The organism is Legionella sp., assembly GCF_049790535.1.
In the GTDB taxonomy this organism is placed as follows: Bacteria; Pseudomonadota; Gammaproteobacteria; order Legionellales; family Legionellaceae; genus Legionella.
The window spans coordinates 19,130-43,842 of sequence record NZ_JBAQZB010000064.1 but is presented as its reverse complement, the minus strand read 5'-3'; the positions used below and the strand labels follow the sequence as shown (position 1 = coordinate 43,842).

The window sequence follows — 24,713 nt, the reverse complement described above, 5'->3', positions numbered from 1 at the left end:
AAACACTTAAAAAGATGTCTTAGACTCCTGCCGTTTTATTAAAGTACTCATCAATTTTTCAATATTAGTAACATACGGATGTTCTTGTAATAAAAGCGCTTGGGTCCGCTCTTCACAATAGCCTTTAACTTCTTTATCCGGAAAAATATAAAACTTTTTTTGTTCCACATCATGCACGATGTTTTTTGCTGTGTCTAAGGCGGGTCGTGAGTGTGATAAAAGTGCTTGTAATGCGCGGTGAAATGATGAATTTCCTTCTGCATTGTTTGATAATAACCCAGTATCCGTAAATGACGGAAACGCAATGGAAACACCTACGGGTTTGTTTAAACGGGTTAAATCGAAATATAATGATTCTGATAACGCAAGCACTGCATGCTTGGATATGGAATAGGAGGCAGTTTGTGAGCTGGCACATAATGCATATAAACTGGCTATATTGATAATATGTGACTTTAAATTTTGCTCAAATAAAAGAGGCATAAAGGATTGAATAATGTGAATCATGCCATGCAAATTCACATTCATTACATGTTTTACATCTTCAGGATCTAACTCCCAGATAGGATCTAATGGACCAATAATTCCTGCATTATTATAGATCCAATCCACCCGTCCTAATTTGTTTTTTGTTTGTTGTGCTAGTTGAGCTACTTCATTTTTATTGGCGACATCACAGCAAATTGCTAAAACATTTTCTGGAAATTCAGTGTTTAACTGCTCAATTTCCTGATTTAGCTTGGTTTTATCTTTATCAACCATGACTACAGTGTTACCGCGTTGTAAATGAACTTGGCTTAACGCCAGCCCAATCCCATTTGCAGCTCCGGTTATTACCGCTACTTTCATTTGATTTTTATCTCCAGAATTAAATTGAGCCTAGAAAACTTTTAGAATGTGCTGCTTCGGTTGCTACTTGTGACAACAATTTCTACAAAGAGGCGATTACATTTTCCAAGATTATTATACTTTATATCGAACTTAATTTTGCTATAATTTATGTGGCTTGTACAAAAATAGGAGGTTATTTTGAAAAATGACAATGAAATGCCATCTCCAAACGAGTTTCCTGAAATCCCTAATGAGTATCCATCTAATCCAAAGCCATACGAACCTGATTATCCTGTTACTCCAGAGCCTGAGCCGGTTGATGTACCGGAACCTGATTTAGAATAAATATTCTCTGCGAATGATTTATCATCAATAAATTTTTTAACAACTGTTCGGAAATGAGTGTAGAAGAAATTGATTTGAAGTCGGTAGTTTGAGTGGCCAGAATCGGGTTTATTAAGCTAATCCCTAAAATAAAACTTAAATACCCTTGCTTAAAATGAGACTGTTTAATAATTAAATTCCTTTTAAAGGATAAAACAATAATATTAGTGTGATGATTTTGCAATATTTTAACGGTAATTTAATAAATTAAAAGTTTCTTATACCGAGCTGAGATTATCTTAAAAAATTTGCTAATAATTGATGGCCATATTGCGTCAAAATGGCTTCTGGATGAAATTGGAGACCAAAAACCGGGTAGTGACGATGTGAAATTGCCATAATTGTATCTCCTACCCAGGCATCTATGGAAAAACACTCAGGTAGACTGGATTTTTCAACTGCGAGGGAATGGTAACGAGTTGCCTGAAACTGATTGGGAATTTTTTGAAATATACGTTGCTGGTTGTGTTGAATCAGCGAGGTTTTGCCATGCATAATTTCTGGGGCTGAGATAATTTGACCCCCGAATGCTTGAGCTATGCATTGATGTCCAAGACAAATACCTAGGATGGGAATATCTTGATAAAATTCATTAATGACAGCTATGGAAATGCCGGCATCGTCTGGCGCTTTAGGTCCTGGGGAAATAACCAGATAGTCTGGGGCGAGTTTTTTAATTTGCGGTAGGCTGATTTGATCATGCGCATAAACAGCTACTTCCTGTTTTAAGCATTGAAAATATTGTACTAAGTTGTAAGTAAATGAATCGTAATTATCAATAATAAGTAGCATGTCCGGATCACACCATATTTTTTATGTAACCATCCAGCCTGATCTTTCTCCAAGAGTTAAGATCTTTCCCTGAACAGATACTTTTACAACGTAAAGTCTTCACCTAAATACACAGTTCTCACTTGCTGATTCGCAAGTATTACCTGAGGTGTTCCTTCACACAATATTTTTCCCTGGCTCACTATATATGCCCGCTCACAGATATCTAATGTCTCGCGGACATTGTGATCGGTGATTAAAACACCAATTCCTTTATTGCATAGATGCTGAATAATTTTTTTAATATCAATTACTGATATAGGGTCTACTCCAGCAAAGGGTTCATCTAAGAGAATAAATGAGGGTTCAATAGCCAACGCTCTAGCGATTTCAACTCGTCGTCGTTCACCCCCAGATAAGGCCATACCTAAGCTATTACTAATATGTGTGATATGAAATTCCTGCAATAATAAATCGAGCTTCTCTTGCCTACCCTGTTCATTTAAATCAGTACGAAGTTCCAAAATGGCCATAATATTTTCAGCAACAGTGAGCTTACGAAAAACAGAAGCTTCCTGAGGAAGATAGCTAATTCCTCTACGTGCACGTTGGTGCATAGCACTAAGTGTGATATTGTGTCCATCCAGAATAATCTGTCCTTCATCACAGGATTGCAAACCGACAATCATGTAAAAACAAGTGGTTTTACCGGCACCATTAGGCCCTAGTAAACCCACACATTCACTTTTTTTAATCTGAATGCTAATCCCATCCACTACTGTACGTGATTTAAAGGATTTTTTTAGATTTCGCGCTTCCAGACAACCTTTTTGCTTATCCTTTTCACTCCCAACAACAGGAGATGATGAATTGCTTGGATGAAATTTTTTACTAATGTTTGTCTCCGCAGGCTCGATTATGTCTAATAAACTCATATTTATTTCTTCTCAGGATGATAGATTATCGTTATTCTTTGTTTTCCATTACCTTGAGACAGTACGTGTTGCTTAATGGTGTCATAAATTATTTTAGCTGCGCTGAATGAATTATTACCTTGTTCTACGCGAGCATTACCAATTAATTCAATCACATGACGTACAGGATAATACTTTATGGTATCTGCATAAGCATGGACAATAGGCTTATTGGGTTCATTTAACGTCCAATAATGTGCTTGTTTGTCTTTGCTGCCATTGGCTATGGCCAAAACAAGTTGATTTTTTTCATCTCCTTGAGTAATTGCAGTATCTGCACGCAAATTCGTTGTACCTTGGATGAGTTCAAAATTTCCCGTATAGGCACCCTTATGTTCATGTTGCCTCAAATCTGCGGAGTCTGCCATCACCTGCATCACTTGTTCTTTATCCGTGGCTAGCGCATAGACTGAAGAATGGTATGTAAGAAAAAAAACAGTTAGGAGGAGGTAATTAACCATTTTGTGGAACATATCTTCCTCGAGCTTGATGGAGCAACTCCACTCTTTTTTCATCTAGATAAGCATTCATGCCCTGAGATTGGATGATATTGCCTGGTTGCTCATAGGTTACTAAAAGATCGGTACTTGCTTTTTTTTCTTTAGGAAAATAGGTAACTTCTTCTGTTTTTAATGTACTTTCATGCGTTTTGCTTCCTTGTTTTTGATGTACGATGACATTACCAGAAAAAAGGATTCGCTTACCGCCTTCAAAAGATTTGCCGCTGTTAGAGTGGATATCCCATGGTGGTTGTTCCTCCTGACTTACTAAAATATGTGGGTTTTGAAAAAGGTAAACGTCACCGTTTTGAATATGCTGCATGATTGGGGTGGTTAATAAATTAACTAATGTACCTTCAGTATTGAATTGGTGTACTTTTAAATTAGAAACTGTTGTTTCAACTGAGTTGTTTAAAGTCTCACGATCAAGACGTTTAATGAGCGATGAATGTGTGTAGTACCAACCTGAGCAGGCTAAGGTAATTAACATGAAAAAAAGCCAAATAATTTGCTTTGCGGCATTCATTGTTTTAGGTAGCCCATTACTGCCAAATCCATTTTATTCTGCGCGTAGAGAATAAGGTCACATAATTCTCTTACCGCCCCACGACCACCAGAACGTTCTGTTTGCCAGGTAGCAATTTCTTTGACCTGATGTACCGCATTTGCCACGGCAACACTTAATCCTACTTGCTGCATAATGGGTATGTCAGGTAAGTCATCTCCAATATAAGCGAATTGTTCATCTTCCAGATTTAGCTTTTTTTTCAATTGCTGATACATATCATTTTTATCCAATTGATCTTTATAGTAATATTTAATGCCTAATTGTTGCATTCGGTGATCAACCACGGGATTAAAAGAACCGGTAATAACTGCTATCTCAATTCCTGCAGTCATGAGTAATTTTAAGCCTACACCATCATGAATATGAAAAGTTTTCAGTTCATTAAAATGATTATCTATATATAATAGACCATCAGTTAACACACCATCCATATCACAGATGAGGCAGCTTACTTTTTTTGCTAAGGATATGATTTCACTCATTTAAAATACCCCTGCTTTTAATAAATCATGAAGATGAAGTACTGCAAGAGGACAATTATCATCATTGGTAACAATCAATGATGTGATACTGTATTTTTGCATTATGGCTAAAGCCTCCGCAGCAAGCATTCCTGGACGAATTGTTCGCGCATTACGTGTTATAACCTCTTTAAGTGGCGTTGTATTAATATCACATTGACGTGTTAATGTACGACGAATGTCTCCATCAGTATAAACACCAACTAGATAGCCTTTATAATCAACAACACAGGTCATCCCCAGTTTTTTAGCAGTGACTTCAATTAGTGCCTCGCTAATCGTAGCGTTTTCGTTAATTAGTGGCAACTCGTTTTCTTGATGATATAGTTCGTCAATGCGCAGCAAAAGTCTTTTGCCCAAAGAACCGCCTGGATGTGATAAAGCAAAGTCTTCTTCGCTAAATCCTCTCGCCTGCAGTAGAGCAATTGCCAATGCATCTCCCATTACTAAAGAAACAGTAGTACTGGTTGTTGGCGCAAGGCCGAGTGGGCAAGCTTCTTGTTTTATACTAACATCCAAATTAACGTCTGCAGCACGAGCTAAAATAGATTCTTTATTTCCAGTTAAAGTAATGAGAGGAATCTCTAAACGTTTTAATACGGGGAGCAAAGTAACTAATTCAGTAGTATTGCCTGAATGTGAAATGCCGATTACTGTATCTTGGCGAGTGATCATCCCTAAGTCGCCATGACTGGCTTCACCTGGATGCATGAAGAATGCAGGACTACCTGTACTCGATAAGGTCGCAGCTATTTTGTTGGCAATATGTCCAGATTTACCCATTCCGGATACGACAATACGTCCTTTGCACGCGAGCAATAATTCACAGGCTTTTTCAAATCGGGCATCAATACGTTGAGTTAATTCAAAGACAGCCTGTGCTTCAGTTTCGATAACAGCAAGTCCAAGGGTACAAAAATTCATAAGTTATTTTTTGTTTTTTGTGTGTTTTTCATTCTAACACAATGATTCCTCGTTTCAAAAGTGAGTGAAATTATGAGCTATTATTGTACACTAGTAAAAAAAATTGCAGATGAATCAAGAAAGGCAATTTTTTTAGATTAAAATAGAGCTTAAATCCTCTTTTTTTTTAGGAACCGGTATATACTTATACTTTAGGTCATCATTGGAAATTAGAGCATGTCTGAGACTTGGGTAGAAATAAATAATCTAATCTTTGCTCGCGAGAATCGCCGTATTTTCAATGACATTAATATGCTCGTGAAGCAGGGTAAAATTACTGCCATTATGGGACCTAGTGGTTCTGGAAAAACAACGTTACTGCAATTGATTGGTGCCCAATTAACACCAGATAGTGGTATCATACAGGTTAATGGGCAAAATATACATCAATTACCACGAAAAGCAGTGTATGAAGCAAGACGCAATATGGGGCTATTGTTCCAAAGTTCTGCCTTATTTACCCATCTTTCGGTGTTTGAGAATGTTGCTTTCCCATTACATGAGCATACTCAATTAAATGAATCCATGATAAGAGATATTGTAGTAATGAAGCTTGAGGCAGTGGGATTGCGTGGTGCGGCGGCCTTAATGCCCGCACAACTTTCCGGTGGTATGGCACGACGCGTTGCTTTGGCGCGTACTATAGCGCTTGATCCTGAATTAATGATGTACGATGAACCATTTACTGGACAAGATCCGATTTCTCTTGGTGTTTTAGTTCGATTGATTAAACGTTTAAATCAGTTATTACATACGACAACAATTATTGTGTCCCACGATGTTGAGGAAACATGTTCTATTGCAGATTACATTTATCTCATTTCATCCGGAAAAATTATAGGGCAGGGTACCCCTGAGGCGCTAATTCATTCATCAGAACCACAAGTCAGACAGTTTATGCATGGGGAAGCAGATGGCGTTGTGCCTTTTCATTATCCAGCCCGGGCCTATACAGAGGAGTTGTTAGATGCTTGAGTTAATCATGCGTTTTGGGAGCCGTGGTAGTCGTATTTTACATGATTGGGGTAGTTCAGGATTATTTTTATTGTGTATGTTATTTAGGAGGCCTAATTTTAAGCGGCTCTGGCCCTTATTATGTTACCAGATCCATTTCGTTGGCGTTTTGTCCTGTTTAATTATTGTGGTTTCTGCTTTATTTATTGGTATGGTTGTGGGATTGCAAGGTCATAATACATTGCAAAAATTCGGTGCTTCCAGCCAATTGGGTCAGTTATTGGCTTTAAGTGTTTCTAGAGAACTAGGACCTGTAATTAGTGCGTTATTATTTGCTGGACGTGCGGGCTCTGCACTAACAGCTGAAATTGGCCTAATGAAAACCACAGAACAATTATCCAGTATGGATATGATGGGTGTAGATCCTTTAGGTCGAGTTATTTATCCCCGTTTTATGGCTGGATTTATTACCTTACCCGTGCTGTCAATAATTTTTTCAGCTACGGCTATTCTAAGTGGTTATTTTATTGGTGTGCATTGGTTAGGAGTTGATGCGGGTAGCTTTTGGTCTAACATGCAAGCCGCCGTAAATTTTCGCATCGACATACTGAGTGGTATCATCAAAAGTCTAGTTTTTGCTTTTATTGTGACCTGGATAGCAGTATTCCAGGGTTTTGAATGTTTGCCTACTGCGGAAGGGATTAGTCAAGCAACAACTAAAACAGTAGTTTATTCTTCGCTTGCTGTGTTAGGACTTGATTTTTTATTGACTGCAATGATGATTGGAGATTGGTAAATGAGTAAGCAACGTTATCTGGATGTGAGCGTAGGCCTCTTTATGTTGCTGGGTTTATTGGCTTTGCTGGTTTTGGCAATGAAGGTGAGTAATCTATCTGATTTTATGTCTCATAAAAGCTATAATGTTACGGCAGATTTTACGGATATTGGCGCTTTAAAAGTACGGGCTCCGGTAACAATAGCTGGCGTTAAAATTGGTGAAGTAAGTCATATTGAGTTGCAACCTGGTCAGTTGAATGCCAAAGTTACGATGCGTTTGCAAAGTGATAAAAAAATACCTTATGAAGACTCTTCAGCACGTATTTTGACTCAAGGTTTGCTTGGGTCTAATTATGTGAGTATCGTTCCGGGTTTTGATGACGAAAACAACAAAGATCATCCTTATTTACAAAATGGGGATGTGATTGCTAAAACTCAAGAAGCAATTATTCTTGAAAATTTAATTGGTCAATTATTATTTAATATTAAAAAATAAGGTAGGACATGAGAATATTAAAAACAATTTTATTGGCGGTCAGTGTGATTTTATCTCCAATGATTATGGCTCAAAGCTCACCTGTACCTATGTTAGAGCAAAAGGCAAATGAGATTATTTCAACACTGAAAGAAAATAAATCCAATCTGAAAAATAATCCCAATATTATTTATAATGCAGTAGAAAAATATTTGTTGCCGATTGTTGATGTTGCTGGTATGTCTCGTTCGGTTTTAGGAAGAGAAGTTTGGAATAAAGCGTCTGCAGCACAAAGAGCTCAATTTTCTGAAGCCTTTACCCGTTTAATTATACGTACTTACTCCAGTCCTTTAGCTCAATATTCTAATGAGACGATTCAATTTTTACCTGTAAGAGATTCATTAAATTCTCGTTTTATGCGTGTGAACAGCATGATTGTTCGTTCTGAAGGTCAAAACATCACATTGACTTACAGCCTAGTAGACAAAAATGGTCAATGGAAAATTTATGATATTAGTGTTGAGGGTGTCAGCTTATTGCAAAGTTTTAGGTCGCAATTTGCACAAGTATTGCAAAACTCCACTATTGATGAAGTGATTAAGAAAATGCAACAAAAACAAATTAAAAAGGTTTCTTAAAATGAAAACAGTTCATTTTAAGCCAGGGGCTGAACTTACATTCAAAACAATTGTTGAAGTGCAAGCACGGCTTTATAGAGCTTTACAGGATGAGACAAGTGACCACTTCACTCTCGATTTAAGCGATGTCACGCACTGTGATAGCGCTGGGATAGCTTTGCTTATCGAAGCCAGAAAGCGATGCAAAAATAATAATAAGACGTTCAAAATTGTTGATATGCCCTTAGAGACTCAATCTTTGGCGGATTTTTGTGGTGTGAAAAATATTTTGGAGATGGTTTAGAGGCTGTTGACAATTTAGGATGCTGCAATTTATTAATGAGAATACTATTTAAATTCTCAAGATCTTGCAGAAAGTTCCAGGGACAGATGGTTTCAAGAAATAAATTGTTAACAGACCTCATATAGATTCGATCATAAGGTGCAGAAGTATTTATATGATGGTGTGCAGAAAATTGTATTTTTTTTAACTTGTGAGCTAATTTTAATGTTAAGTAATGAAGAAGTAGAACAAAAACTTAGATCCAATAACGAAGTGTTTTTCGTTAAAGTGGATGGAGATGGTTATCAATATCAGTTAACTGTAGTCAGTGATACGTTTTTAAATAAATCTAAAGTAGCTCGCCAACAGTGGGTTTATGCACAACTTAAAGAATTTATTACCACGGGAATGCTTCATGCAATCAGCATGAAAACGTGGACAAAAGAAGAGTGGGGAAGAGAGCATGGATAAATTATTAATTAATGGCGGTAAGGCATTACATGGTGAAGTAGTTATTTCAGGTGCGAAAAACGCAGCTTTACCTATTATGGCTGCCAGTTTACTTGCAAGTGATCATGTAACGATTTCTAATGTTCCCCATCTTAAAGATATTACTACCATGATGGAATTATTGGGTCAGTTGGGGGCTCATCTAATTGTTGATGAAAAAATGAATGTTCAGGTTGATGCCTGTCAAGTGAATGAATTTGTTGCACCCTACGATCTGGTTAAAACAATGCGCGCTTCTATTTTGGTATTAGGACCAATGTTAGCACGTTTTGGTAAAGCTGACGTATCATTACCCGGCGGTTGTGCTATTGGTACGCGTCCTGTTGATTTACATTTAAAAGCATTAAAAGCTATGGGCGCGGAGATTAACGTTAAAAATGGTTATATCAACGCACGTTGCAAACGTGGACGTTTACAGGGTAAGCGCATCATGTTTGATACAGTGACGGTTACTGGTACTGAGAACATTTTAATGGCTGCTGTGCTTGCGGAGGGTACAACCATCATAAAAAATGCAGCACGGGAGCCTGAAGTAGTAGATTTAGCTAATTTCCTCATTCACATGGGTGCAAAAATTTCGGGTGCTGGAACATCAATTATTGAAGTTGAAGGGGTTGAGGCTTTATCCGGTGGTACGTATTCTGTAATGTCTGATCGTATTGAGGCAGGTACTTATCTGGCAGCAGGTGCGCTTACTCGTGGTCACGTGACAGTAAAACGAGTGCGTCCTGATACCTTATTATCACAATTGTGTAAATTTGAAGAGGCAGGCGCAGAATTAACCATCGGAGAAGATTGGGTAAGTCTCAATATGCATAATAAACGTCCTCAGGCAGTGAATATTTCTACGGCTCCCTATCCTGCTTTTGCAACAGACATGCAAGCTCAGTTTATGGCAATGAATTCAGTAGCGGATGGTTGTTCAACAATTGTGGAAACAATTTTTGAAAATCGTTTTATGCATGTGCAGGAATTACAACGTATGGGAGCGCAAATTCAACTGAATGGAAATACAGCAATCATTACTGGGGTTGAAAAATTAATGGGTGCTCCAGTGATGGCAACTGATTTGCGTGCTTCAGCAAGTCTGATTTTAGCAGGTCTTGTTGCTGAAGGTGAAACAACGGTGGAGCGTATTTACCATGTTGATCGTGGATATGAACGTATTGAAGAAAAACTTTCGTTATTAGGCGCTGATATTAAACGAGTTTCTGACCGGTGACTACGCAAAAAGAACTTTCTTTATATTTGCATCAACTGTTAAATTGTGATCGTTATAATGATTATGCACCTAATGGCATGCAGGTTGAGGGTAAAGAACAAATAAAACGTATTTGTACTGCAGTGACGGCTTCTGCTGAAGTGATTACACAAGCAATTTCTTGGCAAGCAGATACTTTGCTTGTGCATCACGGCTATTTTTGGCGTGGTGAGGCGCCAGTTATTACAGGTATGAAACGCCAGCGTCTTCATAAACTTTTGCGCCACGATATTAATTTATTTGCTTATCATTTACCTCTGGATTGTCATCCTGAACTTGGAAATAATGCCTGCCTAGCGAAACTATTTGAGCTTGATACAGTACAGATGCATCGCGCAGGTAGTACTGATAATTTGCTTTGGTCTGGTCAATTATCGAAAGCCATGACTCATTCTGAATTTTTCAGATTTTTAAGTAAAAAACTAAACCGTGCTCCTTTATTTATTGAAGGCACTAGTAAAACCATCACTCGTATTGCCTGGTGCAGCGGTGGGGCTCAAGATTTCATTGAAGAGGCAAATCGCTTGGGTGTTGATGCTTATTTGAGTGGTGAAGTTTCGGAACGTACTTATTATCAAGCTAAAGAGCTGGGTATTCATTATTATTCATGTGGACATCATGCTACTGAGCGCTATGGCATTAAGGCATTAGGTGAATATCTTGCTTCTTATTTTAAATTAGATCATCTGTTTATTGATAGTGATAATCCTGTTTAAATCCTGGAAAAGTAAACCCAGCGTAATGCAAAATAAGTTCTATTGCCTCAAAATAGCAAAAAACCAACTGCTACTTAGTCTGCGAGAATTTAAACTTCAAAAATAGTACATTTATTCTTTATTTTTATTTTCTTCGGGCTTTACAGGATCAGATTTAGATTCTTCTGATTTTGTTTCTTTACTAACATTATCATTTACTTCAGGACTAACTCTTGTTTTTTTGTAATCCTCAATAATTTCTCCTACGCTAGTTTTTATATCTTTAAATAATTTGCCCGTCATAGAGCTCAATTCTTTAAAGTTAGGAAATTTAGATTTCGTGTCACTCATTGCTTATTCCCTCCATTGGATAATATAACATAATTATATACCATTCTATTTTACTTTGCTGAATTATATAGGATTAACTTATCCTGCAATCTACAAGTGAATTTTTAATTTCTTCATTGACTTAATGTTCGCGTGATGTCATTTTTTTCTGTTTAAACTCTCCCCTGATTGCACCTTATGATCTCAAATATTTTAGACTGGCCTCGTCACTGAAGCTGCACTCAAGATTCAGGGCAGTCAGGGTGATATTTTTCTTGAGTGCATCGCTGATATATTTTGTACCCTGATCTCCTTTAGATGTTTTTGAAAGCAATAAAAAAGTCAACGTGTTGTTTTTTGAGCGATTCGCTGAAGGATATAAGAGTGGTATCGTCCATGTTGTTCACACTGAGGATCAATCGGTTCAAACGTGAATCATTCTGTTGGATTTCTTTCAATGTGTTTATTAGCATGATAATTCAACTTAATTTATTAGAATCTGGGATTCTTAACAAAAACAGCTTAAGTGTATCGTTCTCTGGCTGCTGTTTAACCCCAAGGATGCATTAATCTCATTGCTGGTTTGAGTAATTTGTTTGCCAACGAAGTTTTTATAGGAATTGTTATCTTAAATGCATTGTATTCTGCCATTTTTTCAGTGAGGTACTCATCGCTTGTAGATAATTTGTCAATAAGATTCAGATCGAAGGCGTCTTTTGCTAGCCAATGCTCACCCGTAGAAATTTTATCCATATCAAGCTCCCCACGGTTGGTAGCAATATAATTTCTAAAGGCAGCATGAATTTTTTCTAAATCTTCTTGAAATTTTTTTCTGCCCTTTTCCGTATTTTCACCTAGAAGTGTTAAAGTTCGCTTATACTCGCCGGCTGTTAACAATTCCACATCTACATCATGTTTTTTAAGCCAACGATGGAAATTAGGAACTTGTGCCACAACACCAATAGATCCAATAATAGCAAAAGGAGCAGCAATGATACGATTAGCCACACAGGCCATTAGATAGCCACCACTAGCAGCGATTTTATCGATGCTAACCGTCAGTGGAATATTTTTATCACGAATACGTTGTAATTGTGATGCAGCCAAACCATAACCATTGACAATACCTCCTGGACTATCTAAACATACTAAAACTTCATCTTTAGGTTGAGCAATACAGAGAATGGCAGTGATTTCTTCACGCAGTTGCTCTACTTGAGATGCTTTCATGTCGCCATGAAAATTAATCACATAAAGTATAGGTTTTTTAGCATTTTTAATTTTTTTCTTTCTAGATAATTTTTTTCCCAGAATTTCTTTATTCATTAATGAATTTAAATGTTCATAATGTTCATTTAATGAGTTAATTTGCAACTTAGATTTCGCCTGCCGGCTCATAGAAAAAAAACCTGCAAAAATTACCAAGAATGCACCAACCACAGTTAAAGCTTTTAAAAAAAACAAACCGTATTGACTTAAAAATTCCATTATTTAACCTTTAAAATAAATAAAAAGCTGATTATGGCGCTCAATTGTGATAGGTGCAAGGGTTCAGAAAGCAAGGAAGGAAAAATTTTAGCAGGCAAACTGTCTTTGAGAAAGAAAGGAGTAGAGGGCTTTGCAACTGCTGGTGGTAACTCAAATTATCCGTATAATCCGCTTCGTGCCGCCCGTGAAGAATCTACCGCCGTTATATAAGAACTGTAAGATTGTGCTTAGTATCTTCATTTTGGAGATGAATATTTTTCTTAATCTCTTTTAAAAGAGGCTGCTCAATTTTTTTAGAAAAAAGAATTTCTTTCGCAAAAAAGTTACGATATAGGGGTTTGACACCAAAGCTTAAAATATCGATTAATCTTTTGATAAATTTTCTTTCCGACCAATCCGGTTGATTATTCTGACAGTGTTTAAACCCATCCAAAGTTCTGTGAGGATGGCAGCACAAAGATGAGTACCTCATCCTCTTGTTGGGGGATTGTTGCTTTGGTAATTGTCTAAAACTCAAAGAGTAAGCTAATTATTTCCAAGATTTTTTTTTAAGAAATGGGTTGGTATCCTCTAATTGAGATAGAATTTTCATCAGATTATCAGCACGAGTGATGGAATCGTATTTGCCGATAGAAATAAATTCTGAAAAATCTAAGGAGGATTGTTTAATGAAGTCCTTTGTCTTTTGATTGAGCATAAGCATTTTCTTTAATTACAATAAACTCTGTTTTATCGAATTTGTTTATTAATACAAACGTTTTTTTCATTTTTAGTAAATAGTCCATTAATTTAAAATTTTGATCCTGATGTTTTTTCTGAGATCAACCCAAAATATCGGATGTAACATTTCCAATTTATCGTGATTTTAAACCTAATTTTGCTAATAGACTAGAACTATTAGATAAAGCCTCGTATCGTCTTTTTAGTGTATAATTTGTTGTAGTTGTTAATCTCCTTGCTAACTTGACAAAAGTAAATTTTTTTTTCTAAAATGTAATGGCCAATTAATTTGGCCTCTCAAAAAACTTATCAACCAACGTAAAAGGAATTTACTCATGAACAAAATTAAATTAACAGGCGTCGCTCTTGCAGTAGGTGCTGCCTCTATGTTTGCTTTGGCTCCAGCATTTGCAAGTGATGGTGCGTCTTCTGCACCAATGGTTCAATGTAAAGGTGGAAATGCATGTAAAGGACAAAGCAGCTGCAAAAACGCTGATAATTCATGCAAAGGGCAAAACTCATGCAAAGGCAAAGGTGTTTCCCAAATGTCGAAAGAGGATTGTGACAAAGCAGGTGGTACTGTTGCTCAATAACTATAGTTATCATACTTCAGGCATGGATGACATGCCTGTTTTTTTCTAGGTTTAATATGGATGGTTTTCACTGTAAAACACAGAAATTGCCTTTTCTTGGTTTTGGCTTGGGATTACGTCCTGATTATTATGAGGAAATTTTAGCGCAAAAACCCGATTTAGACTGGTTGGAAATAATAACTGAGAATTACCTAGTCCCCGGTGGCAAACCACTTTATTATCTGGATAAAATACGCGCGCTCTATCCCATAGTAATGCACGGAGTTTCTCTTTCTTTAGGAAGCACAGATCCTTTGGATAGAGATTATCTAAAACAATTAAAAGCTTTAATTGCCCGAGTGGAACCCATATGGATTTCTGACCATTTATGTTGGACTGGAGTGAACGGCATTAATGCTCATGATTTATTGCCAATTCCGTATACGTATCAGGCTGTGGATCATATTGTTTCCCGAATTCAGCAAATACAAGATTTTTTGGGTCGCGTGATTTTAATTGAAAATGTATCCAGCTATCTTACCTACAAACAATCTGAAATGACCGAATGGGAATTTATCCTGGAATTAGTGAAACACTCTGGTTGTCATATTTTATTGGATGTCAATAATGTGTATGTTAGTTCAATTAATCATCAATTTAATCCTTTAGACTACATTAATGCCATGGCAGCAGACTGTGTGGCACAAATCCATTTAGCAGGTCACTCCAATCACGGCAATTATATTATTGACACCCATGATGCCCCGGTAATTCAAGCTGTTTGGGATCTGTATGCAGCAACTATTCAACGTTTAGGTAAGGTATCAACGATGATTGAACGGGATGACAACATGCCACCTTTAGCTGAACTTCTAGCAGAAGTTAATCAGGCGAGACAAATTTCTCAATCTGTTTTGCTAGCTGAGGTGACGGTATGACGGAGCTTGTTCGCTTACAAGAACAATTTCAAAAATTTTTATTAGTAGGTGAATCAGACATTAACGATGCAATTGTGCAAACGGAAATTGTTTCTATAGACACCCGTTTAGCTATTTATCGCGATGCCTATGTGCAAAGATTGATTGAAAGTTTAACAGCAAATTTTCCTTTTTTGTATTCTTATTTAGGAACAGAGGAATTTAACCGCTTAGCCCAAGCATATATTAGCGCTCATCCTTCTTGTTATCGTTCTATTCGCTGGTTCGGAGATGTATTAGCTGATTTTGTAAAAAATTATTATCGGCAAAATCCACATTTAGCTGAGTTGGCAGATTTCGAATGGAACATGACGTTGATATTTGATGCGGCTGATGCTTTAGTAGTTCGGATTGAAGATATGGCAGTAGTCCCTGTTGAAGCATGGGCCAATTTACAATTCATCTTGCATCCATCGGTGCGGCGAGTTAATTATTTTTGGAATGTGATTCCTTTATGGCAGAAATTAGCTCATGATGAGGAATTACCAGATTTGCACTATAGTTCCTCGGCCATAGCCTGGGTTTTATGGCGCTCACCAGAATACCTGATTCAATTTTATAGTTTGTCTCAGCAAGAAGCATGGGCCTTAGATGCTTTAATTCGAGGCAGTTCATTTGCAGAACTTTGTGAGGGATTATGTCAGTGGACTAAGCCTGAGGATGTAGCTTTGTGTGCTGCTTCTTATTTAAAGAGCTGGATTCAACACGGTTTATTATCTCAATTAGTAAATTCGTGAAATTTTAAACTTTGTCAGTTTCTTCTTAAACGGCTGAATAGGTGACCCATTGTATGAGTTTATTTATAGAAAAGGAAAAGTTTGGTCAATTTAGATTTTTTTCCTATTCAATAGAGTAATGGCCGGTGATAAAAAAGAAAGGAAGATAATCGCATAAATAACTAAGGTAAAATTTTCTTTAATTAATGGAATTGACCCAAAAAAATAACCAAAACTAAGCAGAGTACCAATCCACAGAAAAGCACCGAATAGATTATATAAAGAAAAAGCAAGTACTTTCATGGTTCCGATGCCAGCAACAAAGGGAGCAAAGGTACGTATTATTGGTATAAAGCGTGCAAAAATAAGTGTTTTCCCACCATGTTTCTCATAAAAAATATGTGTTTCTTGCAAATATTTTTTATTAAGTAACCACGATTCATTTGCAAAGAAAATCTTTGGCCCTAATCTGCGACCAATTAAAAAATTGATTTGATTCCCTAAAGTAGATGCGAGAAATAATAATAAAAATAAAAGCAAAATATTAAACGAATTGTCTGGGTGGGCAGCGATACTTCCTGCTGCGAATAACAAGGAATCTCCGGGTAAAAAAGGAGTTACAATAAGTCCTGTTTCACAGAAAATTACCGCAAATAATACAAAATAGGTGCAAAATCCATAAGTGGAAACAAAACTATTCAGATAAACATCAATGTGAAGAATAGGATCAATAAGTTGATATAAATAATGCATTTTATTCTCGAATCTGTAATGAATTCCATATATTATGTATTTTTACATAGTTTATTCTCTTTTGTCGATTGATGAATTATAGAAATTTGTATTTAGTAAAATATAATGGCATATAATTTTAGAGAGAACTACTTTATTCATTTGTGAATTAATTTTCAATCAAGGATAGGTTGTGTCACGTTTTTTATTTCCTTTTTGTTTGTTTCTTGGTGCAGTACTTCTGTTTAGTATCCAACCTATGGCAGCAAGAGCCTTATTACCTGTTTACGGTGGAACTCCGGCTGTGTGGACGGTCTGCATGTTGTTTTTTCAGACGGTGCTATTACTTGGTTATGGATATGCTGCATTTTTGAGTTTATTTAAAAAAAGCATTTTTTGGCAATTACTCCATAGTATCTTGCTAATTCTTAGTTTTACGGCAATACCTCTTTTATTTTATCCCTTACCAATTGAAGGGTCTCCTGAATGGAATATTTTATACAATTTATTTACCCAGTTAGGTTTGCCGTTACTCGTTCTTAGTGCTTCAGCACCTTTATTGCAATATGCTTATAGTCAAACTAAGGCAAAAGGAGCTGCTGATCCCTATTTTTTATACATTGCTTCAAATTTGGGTAGTCTTGCTTCTTTGCTGCTTTACCCAGTAGTGATTGAGCGATTTATTGGCATAAGAAATCAATTTTATTTATGGAGTATAGGCTATATTTTCTATGCAGGTATTTTATTTTTTGTTCTTTATATGAACCGTTATAAACCTTCGAGGGTAGAAGGTGAAAAACATACTTCTTTGCAGTGGCAAACGATATGCTCATGGGTAATTTTAAGTTTTGTTCCTTGCAGTTTTATGTTAGGTGTCACTTTGTATATCACCACGGATGTAGCTGCAACACCATTATTTTGGACATTACCTCTAGCCTTATATCTTGTGACTTTTATATTGGCCTTTACGAACAGGCCTCTCATATCTTTTTCATGGCTTGCACGAAATTGTCCCTTTTTTCTTGTATTCGTCATTCTTGGTTTTATCTTAAATGCAAGTCAAATCCGGGTTTGGCAAACTATTTTATTTAATCTGCTCTGTTTTTTTATTGTGGCATTGCTTTGTCATAGACAGCTATTTTTAAGAAGACCAAAACCGAACTTACTTACTTTGTTTTATTTATGTCTGGCTCTTGGTGGAGTTCTTGCTGGTATATTTAATGGGATTATAGCCCCACATATATTTAATCAGGTGTATGAATATCCCTTAGCAATTCTATTAAGTTTATTAGTATTGTCTCCATCCCCTATAAAAATATTTAAGTTTAATAGCTATAAATCTTTATTAGAATTAATTACCCCCTTGATTGTTTTAGGCCTATTACTAAGCCAGTATATTATTCCTGAGATTCATTGGCCTAACAATTTTTCAACATTTCAAATTAGTGCTATTTTGGCTTTGGTGGTAGCAGTTGTTTGGCAACGAAGTGAAATTAATCTGTTTTTCTCCATCTTTATTTTATTTGGATTTATTTTTTCACCCGCTTTACAAAAGGAAGATGTTTTAGCCCAAGAGCGTAATTTTTATGGCGTAAAAAAAGTAGTGGATAAAGGAATGGTTCACGCATTGATTAGTCAATCTACTGTTCATGGATTACAGTTTATGGGAGATACAAAGCCTAATGGCTCTATTTCATATTACGGAGCAATTAAGTCTGTAATTGAAAATTTACAAGATGGATCAAATTCAATGCCAGTAACTATCATGGGTTTGGGGATTGGTACCCTTGCATGTCAATTTCGTCAGCAAGATCAACTTAATTTTATTGAAATTGATGAGCAGGTCATTCAATTGGCGAAAAATCCTCAATTATTTACTTACTTGCGTGATTGTCCCCCACATAAAAATATTATCAAAGACGATGGTCGTTTGGCTGTAGAAAAACTTTCCGATTCCTCACAAAAACTATTAATATTGGATGCCTTTAATTCTGATGCTGTTCCCGTACATTTAATGACTCAGGAGGCATTTACTTTATATAAACAAAAAATTAATAAAGAGGGAGCGATCTTAGTTAATTTAAGTAACCGTCATCTGGAATTACTGTCGGTGCTTACAGCCGCAGGCCGATCTTTAGATTTTATGGTATTTCATGTACTACATGATGGTGATAGAGCATTAGGACAGTTTTCTTCCGAATGGGGTTTATTAACCAGAAATGAGAATTTGGTATTTAAATTAATGAGTAATACAAATTGGCATTTTGTTGCCAGTGATAAGCAGTTTTTATGGACCGATGATTATTCTAATGTTATTCCTTTATTAAAATTATAAAGAGTTTATAAATGGAGAAAAATCAATTCGTTAGCAGGATAAATTATTTGGTTTATAGGGTTATACGTGGAGAATCAGGAGTAAAATACATTATTTTTCGTTGCAATATATCTCATAACGTGTAAAAATTGTTCTCATATGAAAGCAAAAATATTATCTATATTACTACTTTTTGTCTTAACTTTACTGAGTATAGTAACTTGGTGGTTCTGGCAATTAGAGCAACCTAAACAGCCAACATCGATGTTCAGGCCGGTTACTTTTAAGCAGCTTCCTGGATGGAATTCTGCCGATCTGAAAAAGTCATTGGAAACATTTCAGACTTCTTGCCGTGCTTTTGTAAAGCAAAATCCCGAACAGGTCGTGGGTACTGAGCATATTGATTTGCAAGTAAAAGATTGGCATCCTGCTTGTTATGCTGCATTAAACATTAACCCAGTCACTGAGAACGACGCGAAGTCTTTTTTTCAGGAATGGTTTCAACCTGTGGAGTTTTATGACAAAAAAACAGGGCCTGGTTTATTTACTGGTTATTATGTACCTGCAATTAAAGGCAGTTATACTAAAACGAATGAGTTTAGTGTTCCCTTATATGAAACTCCTGAAGATCTAGTTACTTCAGATTTAGGAATGTTTTTCAATGACTTGAAAAATCGCAGGCTTGTCGGCCGATTAGTAAAACAAAAATTAGTTCCTTATCATACTCGTGCTCAAATAAATAATGGTGCACTTAAAGATAAAGCAAAAGTTTTAGTATGGATTAATAGCCCTATAGATCGGTTATTTTTAGAAATTCAGGGCTCAGGCGTAATTGAATTTGAAAATGGTGATAATATCTCCATTGGTTATGATGCACAAAATGGTCAGCCTTATACTGCCATAGCAGGTGTCTTAATCAAAGAAGGTGTGATGACTAAAGATAATGCTTCCATGCAAGCAATTAAACGTTATTTAACTGAGCACCCTAAACAGTTAAATAAGGTAATTAATCAAAATAAATCTTTTATATTTTTCCGTAAAATGGCCCAAAACAGGGCTTTAGGGTCACAAGGGGTATCTTTAACTCCGGGTTATTCTCTAGCCATTGATAAACAATGGATACCGATGGGTACGCCATTATGGCTCAATACTACACGTCCCGACAGTAAAAATCCTAACGTGAATAAGCCCATGCAGCGTTTAATGATTGCTCAGGATACTGGAGGGGCAATTCGTGGTAAAATTAGAGGTGACGTATTTTGGGGAGGTGGAGATAGGGCAACTTTAGTTGCAGGTCATATGAAAAATACAGGACATTATTGGCTTCTGTTACCGAAACACGCGATCCCCCGATTAGAAGAGAAAGTAAGTTAAGTCGACGTCATACTACAACCATGCAACTACAGTACAACTGCTTTAATTAGGCACTGTTTCTTTTGGCGGTTGTTCGGTAAGATTATTTGTTGATTCCGTATTATCATTCAAAGGCTGAGCAATAGTTCCTGTTAAGGCATCAGCCAAGCTAATAAATTTGTATCCATTTTTTTTGTACAACTGAATTACGTCTTCTAAACATAAGCTATTGAGCAGATTAGCATGAATCAATAAAATTTGTTTTCCAGGTTGTCCCCCTGCTTTATTTGCTCTGCGTTCTGCAGCTAAAGTTTGTTTCCAGATATAGGCTAGATAGCGTTTTTTGAATTGATCGAGATTTTGTGCTCTTTTTCTATAAGGAATTCTATAGAATTGGGCATTAAATTCATAATCTTTGCTGTCAATCGTAACAGGCGCAATCGTGTATTGATGAGCAGTCAGATAATCAAGAACTTTTTGTTTCTTGGCTCCCGTTCCTTCAGCAAGATAAGGATAACGGAAGTATTTAGGTTGAGTCATCACGGAGGCTAATTTTACATCAGCACGTTCAATATCTGCAATGTATTTATCAGCACTCATTCCACCTAAACTTTGGTGTGTGTATGTATGATTACCTAAAGCAAAACCTTGATTCCGAAAGGTTTCCAGAAATTCCCACTCATTTTTTGCAACAGCGCCACCAATGGCGAACCCCGTAGCGGGTACTCGATTATCGACAAGCGCTTTTACTATAGCCATAAATCGATCTTGAGTTCTTTTAAAATTAGCTGGGGTGTTGGTTCCTGATCCTACAAAGGGTAAATCATCAATGGTGATCGCGATTTCACGCTCGTCAGCGGCAAAGCATGGAATATTGAGAGTGCACAGCAATAAGGTAACAAAACTCCATCGCAGTAACATAATATCCCCTGTTTATTATTCTAATTATTGGTCAATTAAACTATAGTAGATAATTTGAAAAAATACAGGCAGACTAATTGATACCTTTTAAGATTTATGTAAACATCAAATAAGCTTAGGTGAGGCTTTGTGGCCTCACCTAAGCTTATTAGTATTATCTGACCAAGAAAAATTTTCATCATTATCTTTCTCTAATTCCAATCCATTATTTAAATCAAAGAGTTGTTTAAAGTACGATAGAATTTTTTCTAGAATTTTTTCTAGAATATTTTGCTGATTATCTTTAAGAAATTGATAAGCATCACTAGCGTTTGGAGTATCTGATATTTGTGTGATATTGAAATCCGTTATTGCTACTTTTTGGGGAGTAATATCAATATATATCAGGGCTGAAATTGCAGGTTTTCTAGGATCTATGGTAATGTCATCCAAAATAAATTTGAAGATGAAAGTTACCTTTTCATTACTAGTGACTTCAAGACTTGCTTTGCTTTGGTCTTGATTTATTGCAAACTTATTATCTTGGCTATTGAACCAATCAATGAGGATTGCACCTAATCCAAATTGAAGTCCTATTTTCGTTTGTAAGACCATGTAAAGAACTTTATTTTGAAAGTCTAAATCATCAATGTCTCTTTCATCCAAAGCCTGCCTGAATGATTTTATAGTGACTTTACCGCCTTTATTTACATCGTCAATTAATTCTGGGAACATTGCATAGCTTGAGCCCCGACTAATTTCACCTTCATCAACCTGTGTAAACTTAACCAAAGAATTTAAAAGCTTAAATTCTTTAACTTTTTTATTCATCTTAGTTATGTTAGAAAAGAAACCTAGATTTCTTTTTGCATGTTTTAAGTTCAAAGATTCTTTGGCCATGATAAAACCCCCACTGTCTGTTAATTTTATTGTAGGCCCAATTTCTTAAGATAAAATTAAGTGGGAAAACTTTTTCAGGTCAAGGTTAGAGCAATTGTATAATTTAAGTGCAAATAATTAAGATTTTCACTTTTGAGGCGCAAGCTCAAGCTATGCGCCAACTAATTTGTGAAAAGAAACTATCATTTATTTTTTTCAAATTTAAATAAACGATACACTATACCTGCTATAAGACCTCCTGCCAAAGGAGCCAGCCAGAACATCCACAGCTGTTGTAAAGCCCAACCGCCTACTATTAGAGCAGGGCCGGTACTTCGAGCAGGATTTACGGAAGTGTTGGTAAGAGGGATAGTGATTAAATGAATTAGGGTCAATGTCAGACCTATAGCTAAAGGTGCAAAACCAGCAGGAGCACGCTTATCAGTTACTCCAAGTATAATCATTATAAACATAAAGGACATTAACATTTCAGCAATCAAACAGGAAGACATTGTATAACCACCGGGAGAGTGATTGCCATAACCATTATTAGCTAAGCCATGGGCTATATCAAAACCAGGCTTGCCACTGGCTATCCAGTAAAGCAGCGCAGCTGCAACAATACCACCGATTACTTGAACCACCATATAAGGTATTACGTCACTGCCCTTGAAACGGCCGCCGGCAAAAAGACCTAGAGAAATTGCTGGATTAAAATGTCCGCCAGAAATATGACCAAAGGCATAGACCATAGTTAGCACGGTTAAACCAAAAGCAAGAGCAACGCCCATAAACCCTATGCCAAGGCCACCGGCAAATTTTGCTGCTAGTACTGCACTACCACACCCACCAAAAACTAACCAGAAAGTACCTAAGAATTCCACATATAAACGTTTAGACATTGACATAAAGATTATCCTTAATCAGTTATCTGAATTCTAGTATCTAAGTTTTTAAGATAATTGTAAATATTAATTCACTTTGCAGGGTTGGGCAATTTAATATCTATATTCTCTTGATCTGTAGACAGTTCATTATTTTCATTAACTGCATTAGATTTTATGTCTTTGCTATAACTATGTTTAGAAGATGGTCTTTCAGGCTGCATTTTTTTTGTAAATAATCCCTGTGATATAGCAAGGGATGTGGTTCCTACCGTGGTTATAACGACCGCTGCTGCTAATGTAATTGGAATAAGGGGTGGGAATGCAATTGCCAAGATGCCGACTGCTAATGCGCCAACGCTGATGGCAGCTAACGAACTCAGACATTTTAACTGAAATGAATGGTTATGAGAAAATTGGGCATCAAAATTAATTTCATAGCTTCTTCTAACTTCTTTCTGAATAGCATCAATGATTCCAGGCTGTTTAATGCTGTTACTATGCAAAATCTTAACTAAATTGGCTAATAACTTTATTTTATATTCATAACTTACATCAACTAATTCTTTATTATATTCATTAATGGCATTTCTAGCAGCTTTCGGTAGTTCATCAAAAATTTTGACACGCTTTTTTTTGAACTCAGCTAAATAGTTAGTATTGATTGTTTTAAGTGGTTTAGGAACAACACCTGCATCTCTCATCAAGTCTCGAGCTTGTTCATTAAGCACCGTTATTCTAGCTTGAACTTTAGTCATGTACGCATCAAACAAAGAGGGGTTAGTTACGCCAAATTTTTCCAGTTCATTAGTGGAGCAAAAGGCAGTGATACCACCTTGCTCGAGTAAGAATCGAGAGTATCCCGCACAGTTATGATATCGACTAAAAAACTTAAAATAAATTTCATTGAAGCCGCGATAAACGATATTTTTTTGATCTTCAAATTTTTTTATACCGTTTTCAATTCCTTTTACATTTAATCCGAATAAGTTTAACTGCTCAAGGTACTCATCATTATTATCTAACATAAGTGAATTTCCCAATGGTAAAACCCATTCTTTAAGAGGCAATTTACCATACATGCTGTCTTCATCAGCATTTTCTGTGTCGATACTCAGACCTTTTTGAAATTTCAATTGCTCCACAAAATCTAAAATAATGTATTTTTTTTCAAGCGTAGTTTTATCTTCTCGCAGTTTTTCTATCAAAGGACGTAATGCTTCGTGAGTCTCAGCTTTTACTAATGATTGAACACGTTTTTCTGAGCCACTTGTAGTATTAATTTCAACTTGTTTTGAAGTTTTAATAGTATCTAGCAGGTAATCATCATCAAGTGCATGATATTCAAGCATTATTTGATACAGTGATTTTAGTAGTTCAATCTGATCTTCACGGATATAAAGAGAACAATCTTCCCAAAAATCATCAACAAATGAAGGGATTTTTTTCTTTTTACCTTCAAACCAGATGTTAATCAGATCTTTGAACACCTCTGGGGTATAGTTTGATGTGTATCGTTTCTCTGGATCACTATCGTGTGTAAGGGTGAATTTTTCAGTATGAACCACTCTGCCTTCCTCATCACACACCGCTAAAAATTTTCCATCCGCAAAAGTGTGATTGGTTTGAGTAATATTAAAGGCAATATGATTTGTACTCCAATAATATACTGTAACACTTTTCAAATAGTTCATTATAAAATACCAAGAAATCTTTGTGATTTCTTTATTATAGTAGACAAAAATTAAGAAAATATGTCTAAAT

28 protein-coding genes are annotated in these 24,713 nt (G+C 36.2%); 14 read left to right on the top strand and 14 right to left on the bottom strand.

All coding sequences use genetic code 11. The features are described from left to right. Positions 1-6 precede the first annotated feature (6 nt). Positions 7-849 (bottom strand): SDR family NAD(P)-dependent oxidoreductase, encoded by an 843-nt coding sequence (locus tag WA877_RS03650; RefSeq protein ID WP_425169571.1) that lies wholly within the window; start codon positions 847-849, stop codon positions 7-9. 180 nt (positions 850-1,029) lie between these two features. Here WA877_RS03650 and WA877_RS03645 point away from each other — a divergent pair, with 180 nt between their 5' ends. Beyond that, positions 1,030-1,176, top strand: a complete 147-nt coding sequence (locus tag WA877_RS03645) for a hypothetical protein (RefSeq protein WP_425169570.1) — start codon at positions 1,030-1,032, stop codon at positions 1,174-1,176. A gap of 273 nt (positions 1,177-1,449) precedes the next feature. Here WA877_RS03645 and WA877_RS03640 read toward each other — a convergent pair whose 3' ends face one another. The 6 genes from WA877_RS03640 to WA877_RS03615 form a co-directional block, all read right to left on the bottom strand. Next, a complete protein-coding gene (locus tag WA877_RS03640; protein WP_425169569.1) occupies positions 1,450-2,007 on the bottom strand; it encodes an anthranilate synthase component II in 558 nt (185 codons plus the stop codon). Positions 2,008-2,090: 83 nt separating this feature from the next. After that, positions 2,091-2,921: an LPS export ABC transporter ATP-binding protein gene (gene lptB, locus WA877_RS03635; RefSeq protein WP_425169568.1), complete on the bottom strand. Its 831-nt coding sequence runs from the start codon at positions 2,919-2,921 to the stop codon at positions 2,091-2,093. Positions 2,922-2,923: 2 nt separating this feature from the next. After that, complete coding sequence (lptA, locus tag WA877_RS03630) at positions 2,924-3,433, bottom strand: lipopolysaccharide transport periplasmic protein LptA (RefSeq protein WP_425169567.1); 510 nt, start codon at positions 3,431-3,433, stop codon at positions 2,924-2,926. Further along, positions 3,414-3,986, bottom strand: coding sequence for an LPS export ABC transporter periplasmic protein LptC (gene lptC / locus WA877_RS03625; RefSeq protein ID WP_425169566.1), 573 nt, complete (start codon positions 3,984-3,986; stop codon positions 3,414-3,416). Before lptC ends, lptA begins: the two co-directional genes overlap by 20 nt. Further along, positions 3,983-4,510 carry a KdsC family phosphatase gene (locus tag WA877_RS03620; RefSeq protein ID WP_425169565.1) on the bottom strand — a complete coding sequence of 176 codons (528 nt, stop codon included), beginning with the start codon at positions 4,508-4,510 and terminating at the stop codon, positions 3,983-3,985. The genes lptC and WA877_RS03620 overlap by 4 nt, the downstream gene beginning before the upstream one ends. Further along, on the bottom strand, positions 4,511-5,473 hold the full coding sequence (locus WA877_RS03615; RefSeq protein ID WP_425169564.1) for a KpsF/GutQ family sugar-phosphate isomerase: 963 nt from the start codon (positions 5,471-5,473) through the stop codon (positions 4,511-4,513). Between the two features lie 216 nt (positions 5,474-5,689). Between WA877_RS03615 and WA877_RS03610 the strand changes: the two genes are divergently transcribed. From WA877_RS03610 to WA877_RS03575, 8 genes are all read left to right on the top strand, one after another. Next, entirely contained in the window at positions 5,690-6,487 is a 798-nt protein-coding gene (locus WA877_RS03610; RefSeq protein WP_425169563.1) for an ATP-binding cassette domain-containing protein, read from the top strand. After that, positions 6,480-7,262 carry a lipid asymmetry maintenance ABC transporter permease subunit MlaE gene (mlaE, locus tag WA877_RS03605; RefSeq protein ID WP_425169562.1) on the top strand — a complete coding sequence of 261 codons (783 nt, stop codon included), beginning with the start codon at positions 6,480-6,482 and terminating at the stop codon, positions 7,260-7,262. The genes WA877_RS03610 and mlaE overlap by 8 nt, the downstream gene beginning before the upstream one ends. Continuing rightward, positions 7,263-7,739, top strand: coding sequence for an outer membrane lipid asymmetry maintenance protein MlaD (mlaD, locus tag WA877_RS03600; protein ID WP_425169561.1), 477 nt, complete (start codon positions 7,263-7,265; stop codon positions 7,737-7,739). Between the two features lie 8 nt (positions 7,740-7,747). Beyond that, on the top strand, positions 7,748-8,356 hold the full coding sequence (locus WA877_RS03595; protein WP_425169560.1) for an MlaC/ttg2D family ABC transporter substrate-binding protein: 609 nt from the start codon (positions 7,748-7,750) through the stop codon (positions 8,354-8,356). Between the two features lies 1 nt (position 8,357). Then, positions 8,358-8,639, top strand: coding sequence for an STAS domain-containing protein (locus WA877_RS03590; protein WP_425169559.1), 282 nt, complete (start codon positions 8,358-8,360; stop codon positions 8,637-8,639). A 204-nt stretch (positions 8,640-8,843) separates the two neighbouring features. Continuing rightward, a complete protein-coding gene (locus WA877_RS03585; protein WP_425169558.1) occupies positions 8,844-9,089 on the top strand; it encodes a BolA family protein in 246 nt (81 codons plus the stop codon). Next, positions 9,082-10,350, top strand: coding sequence for a UDP-N-acetylglucosamine 1-carboxyvinyltransferase (murA, locus tag WA877_RS03580; protein WP_425169557.1), 1,269 nt, complete (start codon positions 9,082-9,084; stop codon positions 10,348-10,350). The genes WA877_RS03585 and murA overlap by 8 nt, the downstream gene beginning before the upstream one ends. Beyond that, positions 10,347-11,105, top strand: coding sequence for a Nif3-like dinuclear metal center hexameric protein (locus WA877_RS03575; protein ID WP_425169556.1), 759 nt, complete (start codon positions 10,347-10,349; stop codon positions 11,103-11,105). Before murA ends, WA877_RS03575 begins: the two co-directional genes overlap by 4 nt. A 111-nt stretch (positions 11,106-11,216) precedes the next feature. On the opposite strand, the gene WA877_RS03570 is transcribed toward WA877_RS03575, so the two are convergent. Both WA877_RS03570 and sohB read right to left on the bottom strand, forming a co-directional pair. Beyond that, a complete protein-coding gene (locus WA877_RS03570) occupies positions 11,217-11,435 on the bottom strand; it encodes a hypothetical protein (protein WP_425169555.1) in 219 nt (72 codons plus the stop codon). A 528-nt stretch (positions 11,436-11,963) separates the two neighbouring features. Next, on the bottom strand, positions 11,964-12,902 hold the full coding sequence (sohB, locus tag WA877_RS03565) for a protease SohB (RefSeq protein WP_425169554.1): 939 nt from the start codon (positions 12,900-12,902) through the stop codon (positions 11,964-11,966). A 1,055-nt stretch (positions 12,903-13,957) separates the two neighbouring features. Between sohB and WA877_RS03560 the strand changes: the two genes are divergently transcribed. Genes WA877_RS03560 through WA877_RS03550 form a run of 3 tightly spaced genes read left to right on the top strand, consistent with a single transcriptional unit; the run spans position 13,958 to position 15,908 of the window. After that, positions 13,958-14,215, top strand: coding sequence for a hypothetical protein (locus WA877_RS03560; protein ID WP_425169553.1), 258 nt, complete (start codon positions 13,958-13,960; stop codon positions 14,213-14,215). Between the two features lie 56 nt (positions 14,216-14,271). Further along, complete coding sequence (locus WA877_RS03555) at positions 14,272-15,132, top strand: DUF692 domain-containing protein (protein WP_425169552.1); 861 nt, start codon at positions 14,272-14,274, stop codon at positions 15,130-15,132. After that, entirely contained in the window at positions 15,129-15,908 is a 780-nt protein-coding gene (locus tag WA877_RS03550; protein ID WP_425169551.1) for a DNA-binding domain-containing protein, read from the top strand. Before WA877_RS03555 ends, WA877_RS03550 begins: the two co-directional genes overlap by 4 nt. A gap of 90 nt (positions 15,909-15,998) precedes the next feature. Here WA877_RS03550 and WA877_RS03545 read toward each other — a convergent pair whose 3' ends face one another. After that, positions 15,999-16,640, bottom strand: a complete 642-nt coding sequence (locus WA877_RS03545) for a DedA family protein (RefSeq protein WP_425169550.1) — start codon at positions 16,638-16,640, stop codon at positions 15,999-16,001. 172 nt (positions 16,641-16,812) lie between these two features. Here WA877_RS03545 and WA877_RS03540 point away from each other — a divergent pair, with 172 nt between their 5' ends. Both WA877_RS03540 and WA877_RS03535 read left to right on the top strand, forming a co-directional pair. Next, on the top strand, positions 16,813-18,954 hold the full coding sequence (locus WA877_RS03540) for a fused MFS/spermidine synthase (RefSeq protein WP_425169549.1): 2,142 nt from the start codon (positions 16,813-16,815) through the stop codon (positions 18,952-18,954). 138 nt (positions 18,955-19,092) lie between these two features. Further along, a complete protein-coding gene (locus WA877_RS03535) occupies positions 19,093-20,307 on the top strand; it encodes a murein transglycosylase A (protein WP_425169548.1) in 1,215 nt (404 codons plus the stop codon). 42 nt (positions 20,308-20,349) lie between these two features. On the opposite strand, the gene WA877_RS03530 is transcribed toward WA877_RS03535, so the two are convergent. The 4 genes from WA877_RS03530 to WA877_RS03515 form a co-directional block, all read right to left on the bottom strand. Continuing rightward, complete coding sequence (locus WA877_RS03530) at positions 20,350-21,207, bottom strand: polysaccharide deacetylase family protein (protein WP_425169547.1); 858 nt, start codon at positions 21,205-21,207, stop codon at positions 20,350-20,352. Positions 21,208-21,342: 135 nt separating this feature from the next. After that, the gene (locus WA877_RS03525; protein ID WP_425169546.1) at positions 21,343-22,086 is read right to left on the bottom strand and encodes a hypothetical protein; all 744 of its coding nucleotides are present in this window, start codon (positions 22,084-22,086) and stop codon (positions 21,343-21,345) included. A gap of 182 nt (positions 22,087-22,268) precedes the next feature. Next, positions 22,269-22,973: an aquaporin Z gene (aqpZ, locus tag WA877_RS03520; RefSeq protein ID WP_425169545.1), complete on the bottom strand. Its 705-nt coding sequence runs from the start codon at positions 22,971-22,973 to the stop codon at positions 22,269-22,271. 68 nt (positions 22,974-23,041) lie between these two features. Then, complete coding sequence (locus WA877_RS03515; protein WP_425169544.1) at positions 23,042-24,643, bottom strand: hypothetical protein; 1,602 nt, start codon at positions 24,641-24,643, stop codon at positions 23,042-23,044. Positions 24,644-24,713: the final 70 nt, after the last annotated feature.

What these genes read in the sequence shown, in the direction of transcription:
- murA (WP_425169557.1), top strand. Translation starts at nt 9,082, where the DNA reads ATGGATAAATTATTAATTAATGGCGGTAAGGCATTACATGGTGAAGTA.
- WA877_RS03545 (WP_425169550.1), bottom strand. Translation starts at nt 16,640, where the DNA reads ATGCATTATTTATATCAACTTATTGATCCTATTCTTCACATTGATGTT.
- sohB (WP_425169554.1), bottom strand. Translation starts at nt 12,902, where the DNA reads ATGGAATTTTTAAGTCAATACGGTTTGTTTTTTTTAAAAGCTTTAACT.
- WA877_RS03590 (WP_425169559.1), top strand. Translation starts at nt 8,358, where the DNA reads ATGAAAACAGTTCATTTTAAGCCAGGGGCTGAACTTACATTCAAAACA.
- WA877_RS03640 (WP_425169569.1), bottom strand. Translation starts at nt 2,007, where the DNA reads ATGCTACTTATTATTGATAATTACGATTCATTTACTTACAACTTAGTA.
- lptC (WP_425169566.1), bottom strand. Translation starts at nt 3,986, where the DNA reads ATGAATGCCGCAAAGCAAATTATTTGGCTTTTTTTCATGTTAATTACC.
- WA877_RS03610 (WP_425169563.1), top strand. Translation starts at nt 5,690, where the DNA reads ATGTCTGAGACTTGGGTAGAAATAAATAATCTAATCTTTGCTCGCGAG.
- WA877_RS03620 (WP_425169565.1), bottom strand. Translation starts at nt 4,510, where the DNA reads ATGAGTGAAATCATATCCTTAGCAAAAAAAGTAAGCTGCCTCATCTGT.
- WA877_RS03555 (WP_425169552.1), top strand. Translation starts at nt 14,272, where the DNA reads ATGGATGGTTTTCACTGTAAAACACAGAAATTGCCTTTTCTTGGTTTT.
- WA877_RS03570 (WP_425169555.1), bottom strand. Translation starts at nt 11,435, where the DNA reads ATGAGTGACACGAAATCTAAATTTCCTAACTTTAAAGAATTGAGCTCT.
- lptB (WP_425169568.1), bottom strand. Translation starts at nt 2,921, where the DNA reads ATGAGTTTATTAGACATAATCGAGCCTGCGGAGACAAACATTAGTAAA.
- WA877_RS03585 (WP_425169558.1), top strand. Translation starts at nt 8,844, where the DNA reads ATGTTAAGTAATGAAGAAGTAGAACAAAAACTTAGATCCAATAACGAA.
- WA877_RS03550 (WP_425169551.1), top strand. Translation starts at nt 15,129, where the DNA reads ATGACGGAGCTTGTTCGCTTACAAGAACAATTTCAAAAATTTTTATTA.
- WA877_RS03560 (WP_425169553.1), top strand. Translation starts at nt 13,958, where the DNA reads ATGAACAAAATTAAATTAACAGGCGTCGCTCTTGCAGTAGGTGCTGCC.
- WA877_RS03515 (WP_425169544.1), bottom strand. Translation starts at nt 24,643, where the DNA reads ATGAACTATTTGAAAAGTGTTACAGTATATTATTGGAGTACAAATCAT.
- lptA (WP_425169567.1), bottom strand. Translation starts at nt 3,433, where the DNA reads ATGTTCCACAAAATGGTTAATTACCTCCTCCTAACTGTTTTTTTTCTT.
- aqpZ (WP_425169545.1), bottom strand. Translation starts at nt 22,973, where the DNA reads ATGTCAATGTCTAAACGTTTATATGTGGAATTCTTAGGTACTTTCTGG.
- WA877_RS03650 (WP_425169571.1), bottom strand. Translation starts at nt 849, where the DNA reads ATGAAAGTAGCGGTAATAACCGGAGCTGCAAATGGGATTGGGCTGGCG.
- WA877_RS03595 (WP_425169560.1), top strand. Translation starts at nt 7,748, where the DNA reads ATGAGAATATTAAAAACAATTTTATTGGCGGTCAGTGTGATTTTATCT.
- mlaD (WP_425169561.1), top strand. Translation starts at nt 7,263, where the DNA reads ATGAGTAAGCAACGTTATCTGGATGTGAGCGTAGGCCTCTTTATGTTG.
- mlaE (WP_425169562.1), top strand. Translation starts at nt 6,480, where the DNA reads ATGCTTGAGTTAATCATGCGTTTTGGGAGCCGTGGTAGTCGTATTTTA.
- WA877_RS03525 (WP_425169546.1), bottom strand. Translation starts at nt 22,086, where the DNA reads ATGGCCAAAGAATCTTTGAACTTAAAACATGCAAAAAGAAATCTAGGT.
- WA877_RS03615 (WP_425169564.1), bottom strand. Translation starts at nt 5,473, where the DNA reads ATGAATTTTTGTACCCTTGGACTTGCTGTTATCGAAACTGAAGCACAG.
- WA877_RS03530 (WP_425169547.1), bottom strand. Translation starts at nt 21,207, where the DNA reads ATGTTACTGCGATGGAGTTTTGTTACCTTATTGCTGTGCACTCTCAAT.
- WA877_RS03535 (WP_425169548.1), top strand. Translation starts at nt 19,093, where the DNA reads ATGAAAGCAAAAATATTATCTATATTACTACTTTTTGTCTTAACTTTA.